The sequence below is a fragment of the Streptomyces sp. NPDC045846 genome, from assembly GCF_056431605.1.
The window spans coordinates 558,405-572,524 of the sequence record NZ_JBWKKJ010000002.1 but is presented as its reverse complement, the minus strand read 5'-3'; the positions used below and the strand labels follow the sequence as shown (position 1 = coordinate 572,524).

The window sequence follows — 14,120 nt, the reverse complement described above, 5'->3', positions numbered from 1 at the left end:
GGGGGTGGCTCGGGGGGATTGCACAGGGGGATGGGGCACCATTGCGGCAGCAGGAGCCTCTTCTCCTGTGTCAGGTCTCCGCATGCAGATGCCCTCACCCCACCTGGACGGACGGAATGCCGCTGCCCACGACCGGTCGCCGTGCCCGCGCGACGGCCTGTGTGCTGGCCGTGCTGGCCCTCGGGGGCTGCTCGGCGGGCGAGGGGGTGCGGGACGACGGGCCGGCGGCGACGCCCGCCGCGTCGGCGACCGCGTCGCCGCTGTGGCCCGACCACACCGCCGGCGCCACGCCCACCCGGCCCGGCCAGGGCTTCCACGCGCGCGCCGCGGTGCCGGGGGTGACCGTGCCGGACGGGGATCTGGCCCGGGTCGACGGGGTGCGGCTGCTCGCCGCCGACCCGGCGACCGACCGCGCGGTGCAGAGCGGCCTCAAGGACTGCCCGGACGGCTCGTCGTGCCGGCTGCGGCCACCCGCGTACGCCGACCTCACGGGTGACGGAAAGCGTGAACTCGTGCTCGCCTACGACGACTTGGGCCGCACGATCCTGTGGGTGTACACCGCCGTCGGCGAGCAGGCGCACGCCGTGCTCGAGTACGCGGGGCGTCCCGGGACGAGCGCCGCGACGCTGGGCACCGACCTCATCGTCACGGAGCCCGCGGGCGGCCGGAACCGCGAGTCCGCCACCACCCTGCGCTGGAACGGCACCGAGCTCGCCCCGCTGCCTGCCGCGTCGGATCCCGCCAAGGGCACCACCCGGACCCGGCCCTCCGACGACTCCCTGATCAAGCCGGCCGACCCCACGGACGGACCCGGCCAGGGCTGAGGCCGGGCGGGCTCAGGCTCCCGGCACCACGAGCCCCGACTCGTACGCCAGGATCACCAGCTGGGCCCGGTCGCGCACCCCGGACTTGCCCATGATCCGGCTCACATGGGTCTTGGCGGTGAGCGGGCTCAGCGCGAGGGCGTCGGCGATCTCGGTGTTGTTCAGGCCCCGGGCGACCAGGGTGAGCACCTGGCGTTCGCGGTCGGAGAGCGGGGCGAGGGCGTCGGGGCCGCCGCCCGGCAGAGGCCGCGGGGCGCGCAGGACGCGGGCGATCAGGCTCGCCGTCGGCCCGGGCGAGAGCAGCGCCTCACCGGCGGCCACCGTGCGGATGGCGTCGAGGAGTTCGGCGGGGCGGGTGTCCTTGACCAGGAATCCGGAGGCCCCGGCCCGCAGCGCTTCCAGCACGTTCTCGTCGGTGTCGTACGTGGTGAGGACGAGCACCCTGACCCCGGCGAGGTCCTCGGCGGCGGCGATCAGGCGGGTCGCCTCGATGCCGTCGGTGCCCGGCATCCGCAGGTCCATGACGACGACGTCGGCCCGCGCCGAGTGGGCCAGGGCCACGGCCTCCGCGCCGGTGCCCGCCTCGCCGACGACGGCCATGTCGGGGGCCGAGTCGACGAGCATCGCGAAGGCCGAGCGCACGAGCGTCTGGTCGTCGGCGAGCAGCACCCGGATGGCCCGGTCGCGCTCGTCCGGAACGGCGGTCATGCGGTGGCCTCCAGGGGGCGGTCGTCCGGGCGGGGTACGAGCGGCAGGCGCGCGGTGACCTCGAAGCCGCCGTCGGGGCGCGGCCCCGCCTCCAAGGTGCCGCCCACGCTGCGGGCCCGCTCCCCCATCCCGACGATCCCGAAGCCGGACCCCCCGGCGGCGCCGCCCCGGCCGTCGTCGGTGACGGTGACCTCGAGCACCGCGTCCACCGCCTCGACGCGCACCCGGGCAGCGGCGTCGGGGCCCGCGTGACGCACGGCGTTGGTCAGGGACTCCTGGACGATCCGGTAGGCGGCCGCGCCCACGGCGGGCGGGACGTGCGCACCGCCGGTGGCCACGGTGAGCTCCGCCTTCGCGGTACGGGCCAGATCGGGCAGCCCCGTGAGATCGGGCAGCGGCCCGTGCTCGTCGGCGCGCAGCACGGTCAGCGTGGTGCGCAGTTCGGCCCGGGCCTCGCGGCAGGTGTCGGCGATCGAGTCGAGGGCGGCCGCGACCGCGGCCCGGTCGAGCCGGTCGGGGGTGGCGGTCAGGACATGGGCGGCGACCGAGGTGCGCACCCCGATCAGGGTGATGCTGTGGGCGAGCAGGTCGTGCAGGTCGCGGGCGATGCGCAGGCGTTCCTCGGTGAGCTTGCGCTCGGTCTCGCGGGCGGCGACGGCCCGCTGTTCGGCCACGTAGGCGCGGGAGTTGCGCAGGGCGACGCCGAAGACGAGCGCGGCCACCAGCCAGCCGGAGGTCCGGAACACGTCGAAGACCCGGTGGACCCCGTTGAACGACATGCCGGTGACGGCGAAGCCCACGACGCACGCGCCGACGGTCACCGCCCGGCGGACCGTGCCGGTCGCGGCGACCGTGTACAGCGCGGTCATCGCGATCGGCATGGGCCCCATGTGGGCGTTGTCGAGGAGTTGGTACGGGGCGATGCAGGCCACGATCACGGCGAGGGCCGCCATCGGCCGACGACGCCGCGCCACGAGGGCGAGCGCGGCTCCGGCGAGCAGCGCCCAGCCGAGCGCGTCCGGCCGCAGCGCGGTGTCCGCGTAGGCGATGGCGGCGCCCAGAAGCCCGGCGCCGGCGGCGAGCACCGCGTCGGCCCGCAGCGGATGCGCGCTCTCCCCGGGGTCGCGGTGCAGCATCGCCGTCAGCCGCTCCCCCGGGCCCATCGATCCGTTCACGTGTGCCACCCTGCCATCCTCGTCCTCATCGGGGAGAGTCGACCAGCGCCGACGGCTCGTCGGCGGCCGGTTCCGGGGCGCGGGACAGGGCGCCCGGCCACCAGACCCCGCGTCCGAGGAGCACATTGGCACTGGTCACCAGGTAGGTGCGGACGAGGAAGGTGTCCAGGAGCACACCGACCGCGATGATCGTGCCGAGTTCGACGAACATCACCAGCGGCAGCGAGGCCAGCACCGCGAAGGTCGCGGCGAGCACCGTGCCCGCCGAGGCGATCACGCCGCCGGTGGTGCGCAGCGCGGTCAGCGCGGCCTCGCGCGGTCCGGCTCCGCGCAGGGTCTCCTCGCGGGCGCGGTGCATCAGGAAGATGCCGTAGTCCACGCCGAGCGCCACCAGGAAGACGAAGGTGAGCAGCGGCAGCCCCGGGTCGAGGCCCGAGAAGCCGAGGACCGGCCCGAAGAGCAGCCCGCCGATGCCGAGGGCCGCGCCCCACACCGCGACGACGGCGGCGACGAGCAGCAGCGGCGCGACGAGGCTGCGCAGCAGCAGGGCGAGGACCAGCAGGACGGAGGCGAGGACGAGCGGGACGACCACGAGCCGGTCGTGGGAGTTGGTGTCGGCCAGGTCGAGGGCCTGGGCGCCGGCCCCGCCGACGTGCGCGCCCGTGAGCCCGGCCCGCAGCCGCCCGATGGTGGCGTTCTCGCCCGCCGACTCGGGGGCGGCCTTCGCGGTAACGGCGATCTCGGTCCAGCCGCCGCCGCTGCGGCCCCGTTCGGCGCTCGCGACGCCTTCGACGGCCCGCGCCTCGGCGAGCGTACGGTCGGCCCGGCCGGTCGGGGTCATGACCTCGATGGGCCGGCTGCCCCGGTCCGGGAAGGCGGCGGCGAGCGTGCTCATGGCCACCGTCGACTCGGGCCTGGTCGTGAAGCTGTCCTGCTGCTTGAGGGCGCCGGGCAGGTTGAACGCACCGAGCGCGAGAGCACCCAGGAGCACAACTCCCGTCAGCAGTACGGCGGTTGGGCGCCTGCCTGCCGAGGTTCCCATCGCGGCGAACAGGTCGCGGCCCCGCCGCCTCGGCTCGCTGCCGTACGCCGGGATCAGCGGCCAGAACACCCGCCGCCCGAGCAGGACCAGGATCGCGGGCAGCAGCGTCAGCATCGCGGCGAGCGCGCAGAGCACGCCGATCGCGCCGACCGGGCCGAGCCCCCTGATGTTGTTGAGGTCGGCGGCGAGCAGGCAGACCAGCCCGGCCACGACCGTGCCGGACGAGGCGAGCAGGGCGGGCCCGCAGCCGCGCAGGGCGGCGCGCATCGCGTCGTACGGCAGCGGGGTGCGGCGCAGTTCGTCGCGGTAGCGGGCGACGAGCAGCAGCGCGTAGTCGGTGCCCGCGCCGAAGACCAGGACGGTCATGATGCCCGCGCTCTGGCTGGTGACCGTGATCCCGGTCCAGGAGGCGAGGCCGTACACGGCGGCGCGGGCGCACACCGCGCCTGCTCCGACGACGACCAGCGGCACCAGCCACAGCACGGGGCTGCGGTAGGTGAGGATCAGGAGCAGCGCGACCACCAGGCCGGTCGCCAGCATCAGCGTGCCGTCGAGGGAGCCGAACACGCCGCGCGCGTCGACGTCGAGGGCGCCGTCCCCGCCGACCCGCACGCTCATCCCGGCCACGTCGGGCGTGTGCGCCCGTACGTCGTCGACGAAGGCCTTCTTCGCGTCGTCGTTCTTGGCGGGCGCCGCCGTGGACACCGTGTACATGAGGGTGGCGCCGTCCTTGGACGGCAGGCCGGGTCCGTGCTGGGTGGCCGCGAACTCCTTGGGGTCCTTGGCATCGCCCAGCCGGGCGGGCGACCTGGCGGGCCCGGTGCCCGGCGCGACGGTGATCGAGGCGAGCTGCTGGGCTGCCGTGGCCCGGTCGGCGGCCGTCAGCCCGCCGTCGCGGTGGTAGACGAGCACCAGGCTGGTGATCTCGCCGCCGGGCAACCTGTCCTGGAGGGCGGCGGCCCGAGTGGAGTCGGCGCCGGCCGGAAGGTAGTCGGTGGTCTGGTCGCGCTGGACGTCCCCCAGCCTCCCCGCGAACGACCCGGCGACAGCGAGCACGATCACCCACAACGCGAGCACACCCCAGGGAACGGCCCGCCGCCGTGCGGCAGTTGGCGCTTTCACAGGCGGCGCCCCGGGCGGTGCTGATCTGGTCGACCCCATGACGGGCCCCCTCCGGCTGGGTTCCGGAAGGCCCTCGCGGCCTGCCCGGCTGTTCCCAGCGTCCCGTCGCGGCGGGCCCGCTTCGTCGCGCCCGCGACCGAGATCGTCCGTACCTCCCCGGGGGTGCGCGGAGCCCTCGTTACTCCCCCGGGAGTAACGCGCCCGCTCTCCAGGGAGTGCGGCTCAGGGCACCTCGCCCCGGCTCCGCGCGTTCGCGTACGCCGTCGCCGCCCTGAGCCGCTCCGACGGGGTCGCGGCGCGGGCCGCCTCGGGGCGGCACTCCCACTCGCGGCCACCGCCGAAGGGCCGCAGCTGGAGGTAGGGCCCCTCCCGCCCCATCACCTGGCCCAGTCTCCCGTTCCCGGTGTCGACGACGTACGAACCCACGGGCGGGACTGCGGTCATGGCTTTCCCTCCGGCAGTGTGAACAGGGCCGACCGCAGTATCGGGTGTCCGGCGCCGCCTGTGGATCAATGACCCCAGTTTTTTCGTTCGGGTACGGAATCGGACCGAGCCCGACGATGGCCGCGTAATTCCGGACCGGGCGCGCGCACCCCGCAATTCGCCTGCGACCGACTCCGGGACCACGTTTCCCTCCGCCACCGCCATGGCGTGGATCTCGGATTCCCCTTTCCCGTACTACCCCTGGGGCTGGCCCCTCGCTCGACCACGGCAACACCCGTCCCACACAAGGGCATTGGGCGGTCCGGACAGCGGACGGACCTGCACTTCAATATCCGAATACCAGGAGGAAAATTCGAACGAACAATTCGCAGGACGGGCGAAAGAAATCCGCTACAGATCGAGAGGCGAACCGTCCCGAGCAAGGTTTCTTCGAGCGGGTGTTCAGGATCTGCGGATTGCGGCGGAGGCCCAACGGCGCATTGCGGTACGAGGATTGGCGCGGGCTCGCGCGAGCGGTGGCCGTGCGTTCGATGGCGTGATCTACGGTCTCCCACGGGACCGATACCGATCAGCTCAGCAACGGGGACGTACGAACATGCGCAAGACAGGCACCCTGGCCCTCACCCTGCTCGCGGCGGCCGCGCTGCTCACCGGGTGCGGAAGCGAGAAGAAGGACGACGGCGCGGCCGAGGCGAGCGCCTCGGCGGGCAGCGGGGCCAAGGGGACGGCGCCGGACAAGAAGGGCGTCGCGCACCAGGTGGTCTTCGAGGTGGGCGGCGCGGGCCCGTCCCAAGTGATGTGGATCGGGAACACCAATCACTTCGAGCAGGTGACGCTGCCCTGGACGAAGACCGAGTCCGTGACGCTGGAGGGCGCCGAGCTGAAGGTGGGTCACACGGTGTCGGTGGTACCGGGATCGATCAAGCGCCCGGACGGGAGCGGGATGCTCCAGGCCGCCCCCTGCACCATCAAGGTCGACGGCAAGCAGGTCGCGGACAACCAGAACGGCAAGTCGGACAAGCTCTGCGAGTACCGGCTCAAGGACTGAGCCCCGGGCGGCGCGCTCAGGACGGGGTGCGGGCCGCCGCGAGCAGCCGGGCGGTGTCGTCCGCGCAGAGCGAGAGCGCCCCGCCGACCGTGCTGAGCACCTCGCGCTCGGCCGGGCTGTACGGGCCGTCCGCGAGCGCGATACGGGCCCCCTGGAGCAGGATCGACTCGCGGCCGGCGGGGGCGAGGTGCGGGGCCAGTGGTTCGAGGGCCTCGTGGAGCTCGATGGCCAGGGCCGCACCGCACGGGTCGGTCTCGCCGACCGGGTCGGCGAGGAAGCGGCCGGTGTCGGCGGCCAGCGCCTCGATGAGGGCGACCAGCTGCTCCTCGGTGCAGTCGTCGAACCCGGCCGCCCGGACCGTGGCGACGGCGGTGCCGGTGACCGTACGCGACGAGGTGCCGCCCGCCGCGAGGACGGCGAGGGCGACGGTGTGCACGGCGTCGCGGAGCATCGCGGAGAAGCGGGTTGTGGTGGGGTGGTCCAGGGCGTCCGTCCCGAAGTGGCCCTGGCAGGCGGCGCATTCGACCACCGGGCCCGCCGTGCCGCGGCTGACGAGCGGGACGCCCAGGACGGTCAGGCGCCTGCGGCCGGTGCGGCGCTGGTAGTTCCGGTCACCGCCGCAGTCGGGGCAGAAGAACTCGCCGTCACCGACGGTGTGCCAGGCGGTGCGGACGGACCAGAGGCGGGGGCGGAGGCGGGACGCGGGCTGCGTCCCGGTGAGGTTCGTACTGTTCTGTCCCCGTGCTGGCCGCACCGCGCACCTCCGTAACGCTCCGGCAACGTTGCCGCGTTGACGTGATGTTAGCCACATCCATGATGTGGCGTCAGCACCCCGGAAGGGGGAGAGCGTCCTGATGGCCAAAAGGTGTCGCTGTGGGGGTGGGAGTTTCCCCACCCCGCCCCTCCCCGAGACCCTCCGGGGGTTGAAGGACTCCTGGGGGCTCCGCCCCCAGACCCCCGTTCGCGCCTGAACGGCGCTCGTCCTCAAACGCCGGACGGGCTGAGGTTGCCCATGCCGACCAGCACCAGTACCGCCAGGGGCGCGGGGAACTGCGCGACCAGCCACCCGCGGCCCGCGGACGAAAGTGGGTGAGGGGCGCGGAACCACGCACGCTCCGAGGCCGAAACGGGTTTAGGGGCGCGAGGAACTGCGCGAGCAACCACGCACGGCCCGCGGACGAAGACGGGTGAGGGGCGCGAGGAACTGCGCGAACAACCACGCACGGCCCGCGGACGAAGGCAGGTTAGGGGCGCGGGGAACTGCGCGACCAGCCACCCGCGGCTCGCGGACAAAAGCGAATCAGGGGCGCGGGGAACTGCGCAAACGGCGTCCGCAACCGGTCCAGGTCGCGGAAGGCAGGGGGGCCGGGGGGCACCCCCGGGCAGGGGGCACCCGCAAGGGGGCCGCGGGGCCCCCGGCAGGGCGGGGCACCCCCCGGGCGACGGCGGGGTGCCCGGCGCGGGGTTAGCGGGCGGCCCGGTTGACGGCTGAGATGACCGCCTTCAGGGACGCCCGAGTCGTGTTGGCATCGATCCCGATCCCCCACAGCACGACCCCGTCGATCGCACACTCGATGTAGGACGCGGCCTGCGAGGACGCCCCCTCGCTCATCGTGTGCTCCTGGTAGTCCAGCAGCCGCGCGTCCACCCCGGTCGCGGCCAGCGCCTCGAAGAAGGCCGAGATCGGGCCGTTGCCGGTGCCGGTCAGGACCGTGTCCCGGCCGTCGACGACCGCCTCGACGGTCAGGGTGTCGCGGCCGTCCTTGTCCGTCGTCGTCTGGCCGGAACGCAGCTGGATGCGGCCCCACGGGTTCTGGGGGTTGGGCAGGTACTCGTCCTGGAAGACCGACCAGATCGCGTCGGGAGTGACCTCGCCGCCCTCGGAGTCCGTCTTCTGCTGGATGATCTTCGAGAACTCGATCTGCATCCGGCGCGGCAGGTCCAGCTTGTGGTCGTTCTTCAGGACGTAGGCGATACCGCCCTTGCCGGACTGCGAGTTGACCCGGATGACGGCCTCGTAGGAACGGCCGACGTCCTTCGGGTCGATGGGCAGGTACGGGACCGCCCACTCGATCTCGTCCACCGTCTTGCCCGCGGCGGCGGCGTCCGCCTCCATCGCGTCGAAGCCCTTCTTGATGGCGTCCTGGTGGGAGCCGGAGAAGGCGGTGTAGACCAGGTCGCCCGCGTAGGGGTGGCGCGGGTGGATCTCCATCTGGTTGCAGTACTCGGAGGTGCGGCGGATCTCGTCGATCTGGGAGAAGTCGATCTGCGGGTCCACGCCCTGGCTGAACAGGTTCATGCCCAGGGTCACCAGGTCGACGTTGCCGGTGCGCTCGCCCTGGCCGAACAGGCAGCCCTCGATGCGGTCGGCGCCGGCCATGATCGCCAGCTCGGCCGCCGCCACCGCCGTGCCGCGGTCGTTGTGGGGGTGCACGGACAGGCACACGTACTCGCGGCGCGACAGGTTGCGGCTCATCCACTCGAAGCGGTCCGCGTGCGTCGAGGGGGTCGAACGCTCCACCGTGGCGGGCAGGTTGAGGATGATCTCGCGGCCCTCCTCGGGCTGCCACACGTCGCACACCGCCTCGCAGACCTCCAGCGCGAAGTCCAGCTCGGTGTCGGTGAAGATCTCCGGCGAGTACTGGTAGCCGAAGATCGTCTCGTCGCCCAGGATCTTGTCCGCGTACTCCATGACCAGCCGCGTGCCGTCCACGGCGATCTGCTTGACCTGCTCCTTCGTGCCGCGGAAGACGACCCGGCGGAAGGTGGGCGCGGTCGCGTTGTACAGGTGCACGGTCGCGCGGTGGGCGCCGCGCAGGGACTCCACGGTGCGCTCGATCAGCTCTTCGCGGGCCTGGGTCAGGACGGAGATCGTCACGTCCTCGGGGATCGCGCCCTCTTCGATGATGGAGCGTACGAAGTTGAAGTCGGTCTCGCCGGACGAGGGGAAGCCGACCTCGATCTCCTTGTAGCCCATGCGCACCAGCAGGTCGAACATCTCGCGCTTGCGGGCCGGGCTCATCGGGTCGATCAGCGCCTGGTTGCCGTCCCGCAGGTCGGTCGACAGCCAGCGCGGGGCCTTGGTGATCCGGCCGTTCGGCCAGGTGCGGTCGGGGATGTCCACGGCGTCGTACTGACCGTACTTGTGGATCGGCATCCCGGACGGCTTCTGCGCCTGGGTGGCGTTGGTGACGGGAGTGGGGCGACCAACGGGCTGGGACATGGCGTGCGGCTCCTCGAACGGTGAGAGAGGGACGGCCGACCGTCGAGCGCAACACCAGATCCCGCGGGGAGGGTGTCGGCCTACGACTACAGGCCCTCGCCGCGGCAGCTAAGGAGAAGCAGCCCGATACGCATGATGTCGCAGCCTAGCCGAGGGGCGACGGGAGCGGCGGTCCCGTATCAGTATGCGGGATGACCGCCTCGATTCGGACAAAAGGTGACGTATGCCTCGATCGCTCGCGGCCCGGCCGGGAAGGCCTCCGCCGTTCGCGGCGGAAATGGCCGGGAACGGTCGTAGGGAAAGCACGCTTCACAATCATGGTGGCGAGTAGTGACAGCCCCGTGACCCGGTGCCACATTTCCCGGCATGGACGCCACCACCAACCCGGTTTTCTGCACCATCGTCCCGCCCCACGTCTTCGACCGGCTCATCGAGGCCGAGGACCCCGCGCTCGCCCGGATCGCCCGCCGGACCCTCATCGCGGACGCCGCCCAGCGCACCGGACGCCGGCTGACCACCGTCCTCGGCGCCGACCCGCTCACACCGCCTCCGGGCGCGGCCGCCGACCAGCCGCAGCGCACCGTCTACGACACCCAGCACTCCACCACGCTGCCCGGGACCCGGGTCCGCGGCGAGGGCGAGCAGCCCGTCCAGGACGCGACCGTGAACCGCGCGTACGCGGGGCTCGGCGCGACCTTCGAGCTGTACCTCACGGCGTACCAGCGCCATTCGATCGACGGCAGCGGCCTGCCGCTCAACGCGACCGTGCACTACGACCAGAGCTACGACAACGCCTTCTGGAACGGCACCCAGATGGTGTTCGGCGACGGTGACGGCCAGATCTTCCTGGACTTCACCCTGCCCGTCGACGTGATCGGCCACGAACTCACGCACGGCGTCACCCAGCACACCGCGAACCTGACCTACTTCGGCCAGCCGGGGGCCCTGAACGAGTCCATGTCGGACGTCTTCGGCTCGCTCGTCAAGCAGTACTCCCTGGACCAGGACGCCCAGCAGGCCGACTGGCTCATCGGCGCGGGCCTGCTCGCGCCGGGCGTCCGCGGCGAGGCGCTGCGCTCGATGAAGGCACCGGGCACGGCGTACGACGACCCGCAGCTCGGCAAGGACCCGCAGCCCGCGACGATGGACCACTACGTCACCACGGGCCGCGACAACGGCGGGGTGCACATCAACTCCGGCATCCCCAACCACGCCTTCTACCTGGTCGCCGACGCGCTCGGCGGCAAGGCCTGGGAGCGGGCCGGGCAGATCTGGTACGACGTGCTGACCGGCGGGCAGCTCGGCAAGCAGGCGATGTTCAAGGACTTCGCCAAGCTCACGGTGGCCGCCGCGAAGGCGCGTTACGGCGAGGGCGCCGAGTACCAGGCCGTCCTGAAAGCGTGGTCGCAGGTGGGGGTTCCGGCCTCCTGAGACGGTAACCCCTGACGCGGCGGACCGGGGCTGCTAGACAGAGGCCATGCGTATCAAGGTGTGCCGCTCAGGAGGATTCGCCGGCATCGAGCGCCGGGCCGAGATCGACACCTCGGGCCGGCCCGATGCCGCCGAGTGGCGGGCGCTGGCGCGGGCCGCGCTCGCCGGGGGCTGCCCGGAGCCGTCACCGGGCGTGCCGGACGGCTTCCACTACGAGATCACGGTGGACGGCCGCACGGTGCACTGCGCGGATCCGCACCTGACCGAGGCCCAACGGGAGCTGATCACAAGGGTGTTGAAGGAGGGCGCGTAGCCGACGCGAGAAAGCCGGATGCGGGCCGGGCACGGTGCTGCTTGGATGCGCACCATGAGCCTGTCTGCCCGTACCCAGTTGGACGATCTTGAGCACTACTACGACGCGGCGCCCCGGAGTTCGGCCCGCGCCGAGGACTTCGGTCCGCTGACCCTGTTCGTCCGCGAGGGAGCGGGCTGGCACTACTACGCGCGGCCCACCCTCGGTCACACGGGGCCGGTGACGGCCGCCGACGTGGACGCGGTGCGGGCCCGCCAGCGCGCGCTCGGGGCGCCCGAGGCCTTCGAGTGGGTCGCCGAGGTGAGCCCCGGGCTTCGCGCGGCGGTCGAGGAGTCGGGCCTCGCGGTGCACGAGCACCCGCTGATGGTCCTGGACGCCGACGCACCCGCCGCCGAGCCCCACCCGCTGGTGCGCGTCCTGGGTGCGGCCGATCCGCTGCTGCACGCGGCGCTGGTCGTGCCGCATCTGGCGTTCGCCGCGCCCGGTACCGGCATCGGCCCCGCGGGCCCGGCCGAGCTGGCCGCCGCGATCACCGCCCACGCCGGGGACGGCCGAGCCGAACAGGTCGCCGAGCGGATCGGCGCGGGCCGCTCGGCCCTGGCGGCGGCGTTCGAGGACGGGCTGCCGCTCTGTTCCGGGATGCACAACCCGGTGGGCCCGGTCACCGAGATCGTCGGGGTGGGCACCCTGCCCGCCGCGCGGCGCCGGGGGCTCGGGCGCGCGGTCACCGCGGCGCTGGTCGCGGACGCGCGGGAGCGGGGCGTGCGGACGGTGTTCCTGTCGGCGGGCGACGCCGACGTGGCCCGGATGTACGCGACCTTGGGATTCCGCCCGGCGGGCACGGCCCTGATCGCCGAACCGGCCGACGCCTGAGGACGGCCGGGGCACGCCGTGCCCCGGCCTCCGGGCGTACGCGGTGCGCCCGGGTCAGAACCCGAGCTTGCGGAGCTGCTTGGGGTCGCGCTGCCAGTCCTTGGCGACCTTCACGTGGAGGTCGAGGAAGACCGGCGTGCCGAGCAGCGCCTCGATGTGCTTGCGGGACTTCATGCCGACCTCCTTCAGGCGCTTGCCCTTGGGGCCGATGATGATGCCCTTCTGGCTGGGACGCTCGATGTAGACGTTGGCGTGGATGTCCAGGAGCGGCTTGTCCGCGGGCCGGTCCTCGCGCGGAATCATTTCCTCCACGACGACGGCGATGGAGTGCGGCAGCTCGTCCCGTACGCCTTCGAGGGCGGCCTCGCGGATCAGCTCGGCGACCATGACCTGCTCGGGCTCGTCGGTGAGGTCGCCCTCGGGGTAGAGCGGCGGGCTGTCGGGCAGCAGCGGGATGATCAGGTCCGCGACGAGCTGGACCTGCCGGTCGCCGACCGCCGACACCGGCACGATCTGCGCCCACTCGAAGCCGAGCTCCTTGGAGAGCTGGTCCACGGCGATGAGCTGCTCGGCGAGGGTCTTGGAGTCGACCAGGTCGGTCTTGGTGATGATCGCGATCTTGGGGGTCTTCTTGATCCCGGCGAGTTCCTTGGCGATGAACTTGTCGCCGGGGCCGAGCTTCTGGTCGGCGGGCAGGCAGAAGCCGATCACGTCGACCTCGGCCCACGTGGTGCGCACCACGTCGTTGAGGCGCTCGCCGAGCAGGGTGCGCGGCTTGTGCAGGCCGGGGGTGTCCACCAGGATCAGCTGGGCGTCCGGCCGGTGCACGATGCCGCGCACGGTGTGCCGGGTGGTCTGCGGGCGATTGGAGGTGATGGCCACCTTCTGCCCGACCAGAGCGTTCGTGAGGGTGGACTTGCCCGCGTTGGGGCGACCGACGAAGCAGGCGAAGCCGGCCCGGTGGGTGGGTTCGGCGGCGGTGTCAGCGGCAGGGGTACGAGCGCTCATGCCGCCATTCTCCCCGATCCTGGACCCCCCGCCGCCCAGCCCACCGGAAACGGCCCTCCTCGGGCGGCCACCCGCCCCTCGCGGCCGGGCCCACCGGGGGCTAGGGCGTGCCGCCCTGGGCCAGGGTGTGGAGGCGGGCGGCGGCCTTCGCCAGGAGGGCGGGGAGCAGCGCCGGGTCCGCCGGGGTCTGGGCCGCGTAGGTCACCGTGGAGACGTTCGCCCCCTCGCGGACGGACAGGACCTGCATGTGCAGCTCGGTGCCCGGCACCGAGGCGAGCGGCGCCGTGACGCGCATGCCGACCGACTCGTCGCCCAGCTTCGCCACGTCCTCGGGCTTGACCTCGCTCTTCTCGGGCCCGCCCCAGTTGAAGTCGAGCGAGCCCCCGTCGCAGGCGGCGGGCAGCGCGCGGGCGGAGGCGACCGCCTTGGTCGCCTCCGCGACGGACGGATAGGCCACCACGCGGAAGGTCAGGTGCTCGGTGCCGGACTCCTTGGCGAGGTCGCGGCTCGAACTGGCCGCGGCCTGGCCGTCCTTGGGGCCGTTCCACGTCTCCATGTACGTGTCGCACTGCGCACTGTTGGCGCCGTCCGCCCCGCCTTCGGCACCGACGTCCGAATTGTCGCCGCCGCTGACGTCCGCGGAGGGGCTGTCGCCCGGGTCCTGGTCCTCGGCCCAGCCCGCGCCCACGTCCTGCGCGGCGAGCAGGGCCGCGTCGGTCTGCGCCTTGGTGAAGGGCTGCCCCCCGACGGCAGGCTTGGCGGCGCCCTGGGCGGGCGTGGCCTTCGTCGCCGCCGCCTCGTCCGGGCCGCCGCATCCCGCGACCGTGACCAGCGCCGCCAGCACCACCGCGTAGCCCGTCAGCTTTTCCCTGCGCCCCGTCCGCATGACGGTTGCCCCTCACCTGCCGT

13 protein-coding genes are annotated in these 14,120 nt (G+C 72.9%); 5 read left to right on the top strand and 8 right to left on the bottom strand.

The window, feature by feature from the left end; all coding sequences use genetic code 11:
- The first annotated feature begins 116 nt into the window (after nt 1-116).
- Nucleotides 117-824 (top strand): hypothetical protein, encoded by a 708-nt coding sequence (locus AC07F3_RS07465; protein WP_479111385.1) that lies wholly within the window; start codon nt 117-119, stop codon nt 822-824.
- A 12-nt stretch (nt 825-836) separates the two neighbouring features.
- Here the strand turns inward: AC07F3_RS07465 and AC07F3_RS07460 are convergent, their stop codons facing one another.
- The 4 genes from AC07F3_RS07460 to AC07F3_RS07445 all read right to left on the bottom strand — a co-directional run bounded on the left by AC07F3_RS07460 (nt 837) and on the right by AC07F3_RS07445 (nt 5,315).
- Entirely contained in the window at nt 837-1,532 is a 696-nt protein-coding gene (locus AC07F3_RS07460; RefSeq protein WP_479111383.1) for a response regulator, read from the bottom strand.
- A complete protein-coding gene (locus tag AC07F3_RS07455; RefSeq protein WP_479111381.1) occupies nt 1,529-2,716 on the bottom strand; it encodes a sensor histidine kinase in 1,188 nt (395 codons plus the stop codon). The genes AC07F3_RS07460 and AC07F3_RS07455 overlap by 4 nt, the downstream gene beginning before the upstream one ends.
- A 16-nt stretch (nt 2,717-2,732) precedes the next feature.
- The gene (locus AC07F3_RS07450; protein ID WP_479111379.1) at nt 2,733-4,910 is read right to left on the bottom strand and encodes an MMPL family transporter; all 2,178 of its coding nucleotides are present in this window, start codon (nt 4,908-4,910) and stop codon (nt 2,733-2,735) included.
- 183 nt (nt 4,911-5,093) lie between these two features.
- Nucleotides 5,094-5,315: a hypothetical protein gene (locus AC07F3_RS07445; RefSeq protein WP_479111377.1), complete on the bottom strand. Its 222-nt coding sequence runs from the start codon at nt 5,313-5,315 to the stop codon at nt 5,094-5,096.
- 595 nt (nt 5,316-5,910) lie between these two features.
- Here AC07F3_RS07445 and AC07F3_RS07440 point away from each other — a divergent pair.
- Nucleotides 5,911-6,363, top strand: a complete 453-nt coding sequence (locus AC07F3_RS07440; protein ID WP_479111375.1) for a hypothetical protein — start codon at nt 5,911-5,913, stop codon at nt 6,361-6,363.
- Between the two features lie 16 nt (nt 6,364-6,379).
- Here the strand turns inward: AC07F3_RS07440 and AC07F3_RS07435 are convergent, their stop codons facing one another.
- Entirely contained in the window at nt 6,380-7,117 is a 738-nt protein-coding gene (locus AC07F3_RS07435; RefSeq protein WP_479111373.1) for a TerB family tellurite resistance protein, read from the bottom strand.
- Nucleotides 7,118-7,828: 711 nt separating this feature from the next.
- Nucleotides 7,829-9,586, bottom strand: a complete 1,758-nt coding sequence (gene leuA, locus AC07F3_RS07430; RefSeq protein ID WP_479111371.1) for a 2-isopropylmalate synthase — start codon at nt 9,584-9,586, stop codon at nt 7,829-7,831.
- Between the two features lie 366 nt (nt 9,587-9,952).
- Here leuA and AC07F3_RS07425 point away from each other — a divergent pair, with 366 nt between their 5' ends.
- The 3 genes from AC07F3_RS07425 to AC07F3_RS07415 are packed head-to-tail and all read left to right on the top strand — an operon-like array spanning nt 9,953 to nt 12,203.
- Nucleotides 9,953-11,017 carry a M4 family metallopeptidase gene (locus tag AC07F3_RS07425; RefSeq protein ID WP_479111369.1) on the top strand — a complete coding sequence of 355 codons (1,065 nt, stop codon included), beginning with the start codon at nt 9,953-9,955 and terminating at the stop codon, nt 11,015-11,017.
- Between the two features lie 46 nt (nt 11,018-11,063).
- Complete coding sequence (locus AC07F3_RS07420; RefSeq protein WP_479111367.1) at nt 11,064-11,330, top strand: protealysin inhibitor emfourin; 267 nt, start codon at nt 11,064-11,066, stop codon at nt 11,328-11,330.
- 54 nt (nt 11,331-11,384) lie between these two features.
- On the top strand, nt 11,385-12,203 hold the full coding sequence (locus AC07F3_RS07415) for a GNAT family N-acetyltransferase (protein ID WP_479111365.1): 819 nt from the start codon (nt 11,385-11,387) through the stop codon (nt 12,201-12,203).
- Nucleotides 12,204-12,257: 54 nt separating this feature from the next.
- Here the strand turns inward: AC07F3_RS07415 and era are convergent, their stop codons facing one another.
- Nucleotides 12,258-13,211: a GTPase Era gene (era, locus tag AC07F3_RS07410; RefSeq protein ID WP_479111363.1), complete on the bottom strand. Its 954-nt coding sequence runs from the start codon at nt 13,209-13,211 to the stop codon at nt 12,258-12,260.
- A gap of 100 nt (nt 13,212-13,311) precedes the next feature.
- A complete protein-coding gene (locus tag AC07F3_RS07405; protein WP_479111362.1) occupies nt 13,312-14,097 on the bottom strand; it encodes a hypothetical protein in 786 nt (261 codons plus the stop codon).
- Nucleotides 14,098-14,120: the final 23 nt, after the last annotated feature.

Bases quoted from the DNA above. Each gene is read 5' to 3' on its own strand.
- AC07F3_RS07405 (WP_479111362.1), bottom strand. From the start codon at position 14,097: ATGCGGACGGGGCGCAGGGAAAAGCTGACGGGCTACGCGGTGGTGCTG.
- AC07F3_RS07425 (WP_479111369.1), top strand. From the start codon at position 9,953: ATGGACGCCACCACCAACCCGGTTTTCTGCACCATCGTCCCGCCCCAC.
- era (WP_479111363.1), bottom strand. From the start codon at position 13,211: ATGAGCGCTCGTACCCCTGCCGCTGACACCGCCGCCGAACCCACCCAC.
- AC07F3_RS07460 (WP_479111383.1), bottom strand. From the start codon at position 1,532: ATGACCGCCGTTCCGGACGAGCGCGACCGGGCCATCCGGGTGCTGCTC.
- AC07F3_RS07445 (WP_479111377.1), bottom strand. From the start codon at position 5,315: ATGACCGCAGTCCCGCCCGTGGGTTCGTACGTCGTCGACACCGGGAAC.
- AC07F3_RS07465 (WP_479111385.1), top strand. From the start codon at position 117: ATGCCGCTGCCCACGACCGGTCGCCGTGCCCGCGCGACGGCCTGTGTG.
- AC07F3_RS07450 (WP_479111379.1), bottom strand. From the start codon at position 4,910: ATGGGGTCGACCAGATCAGCACCGCCCGGGGCGCCGCCTGTGAAAGCG.
- AC07F3_RS07420 (WP_479111367.1), top strand. From the start codon at position 11,064: ATGCGTATCAAGGTGTGCCGCTCAGGAGGATTCGCCGGCATCGAGCGC.
- AC07F3_RS07415 (WP_479111365.1), top strand. From the start codon at position 11,385: ATGAGCCTGTCTGCCCGTACCCAGTTGGACGATCTTGAGCACTACTAC.
- AC07F3_RS07440 (WP_479111375.1), top strand. From the start codon at position 5,911: ATGCGCAAGACAGGCACCCTGGCCCTCACCCTGCTCGCGGCGGCCGCG.
- leuA (WP_479111371.1), bottom strand. From the start codon at position 9,586: ATGTCCCAGCCCGTTGGTCGCCCCACTCCCGTCACCAACGCCACCCAG.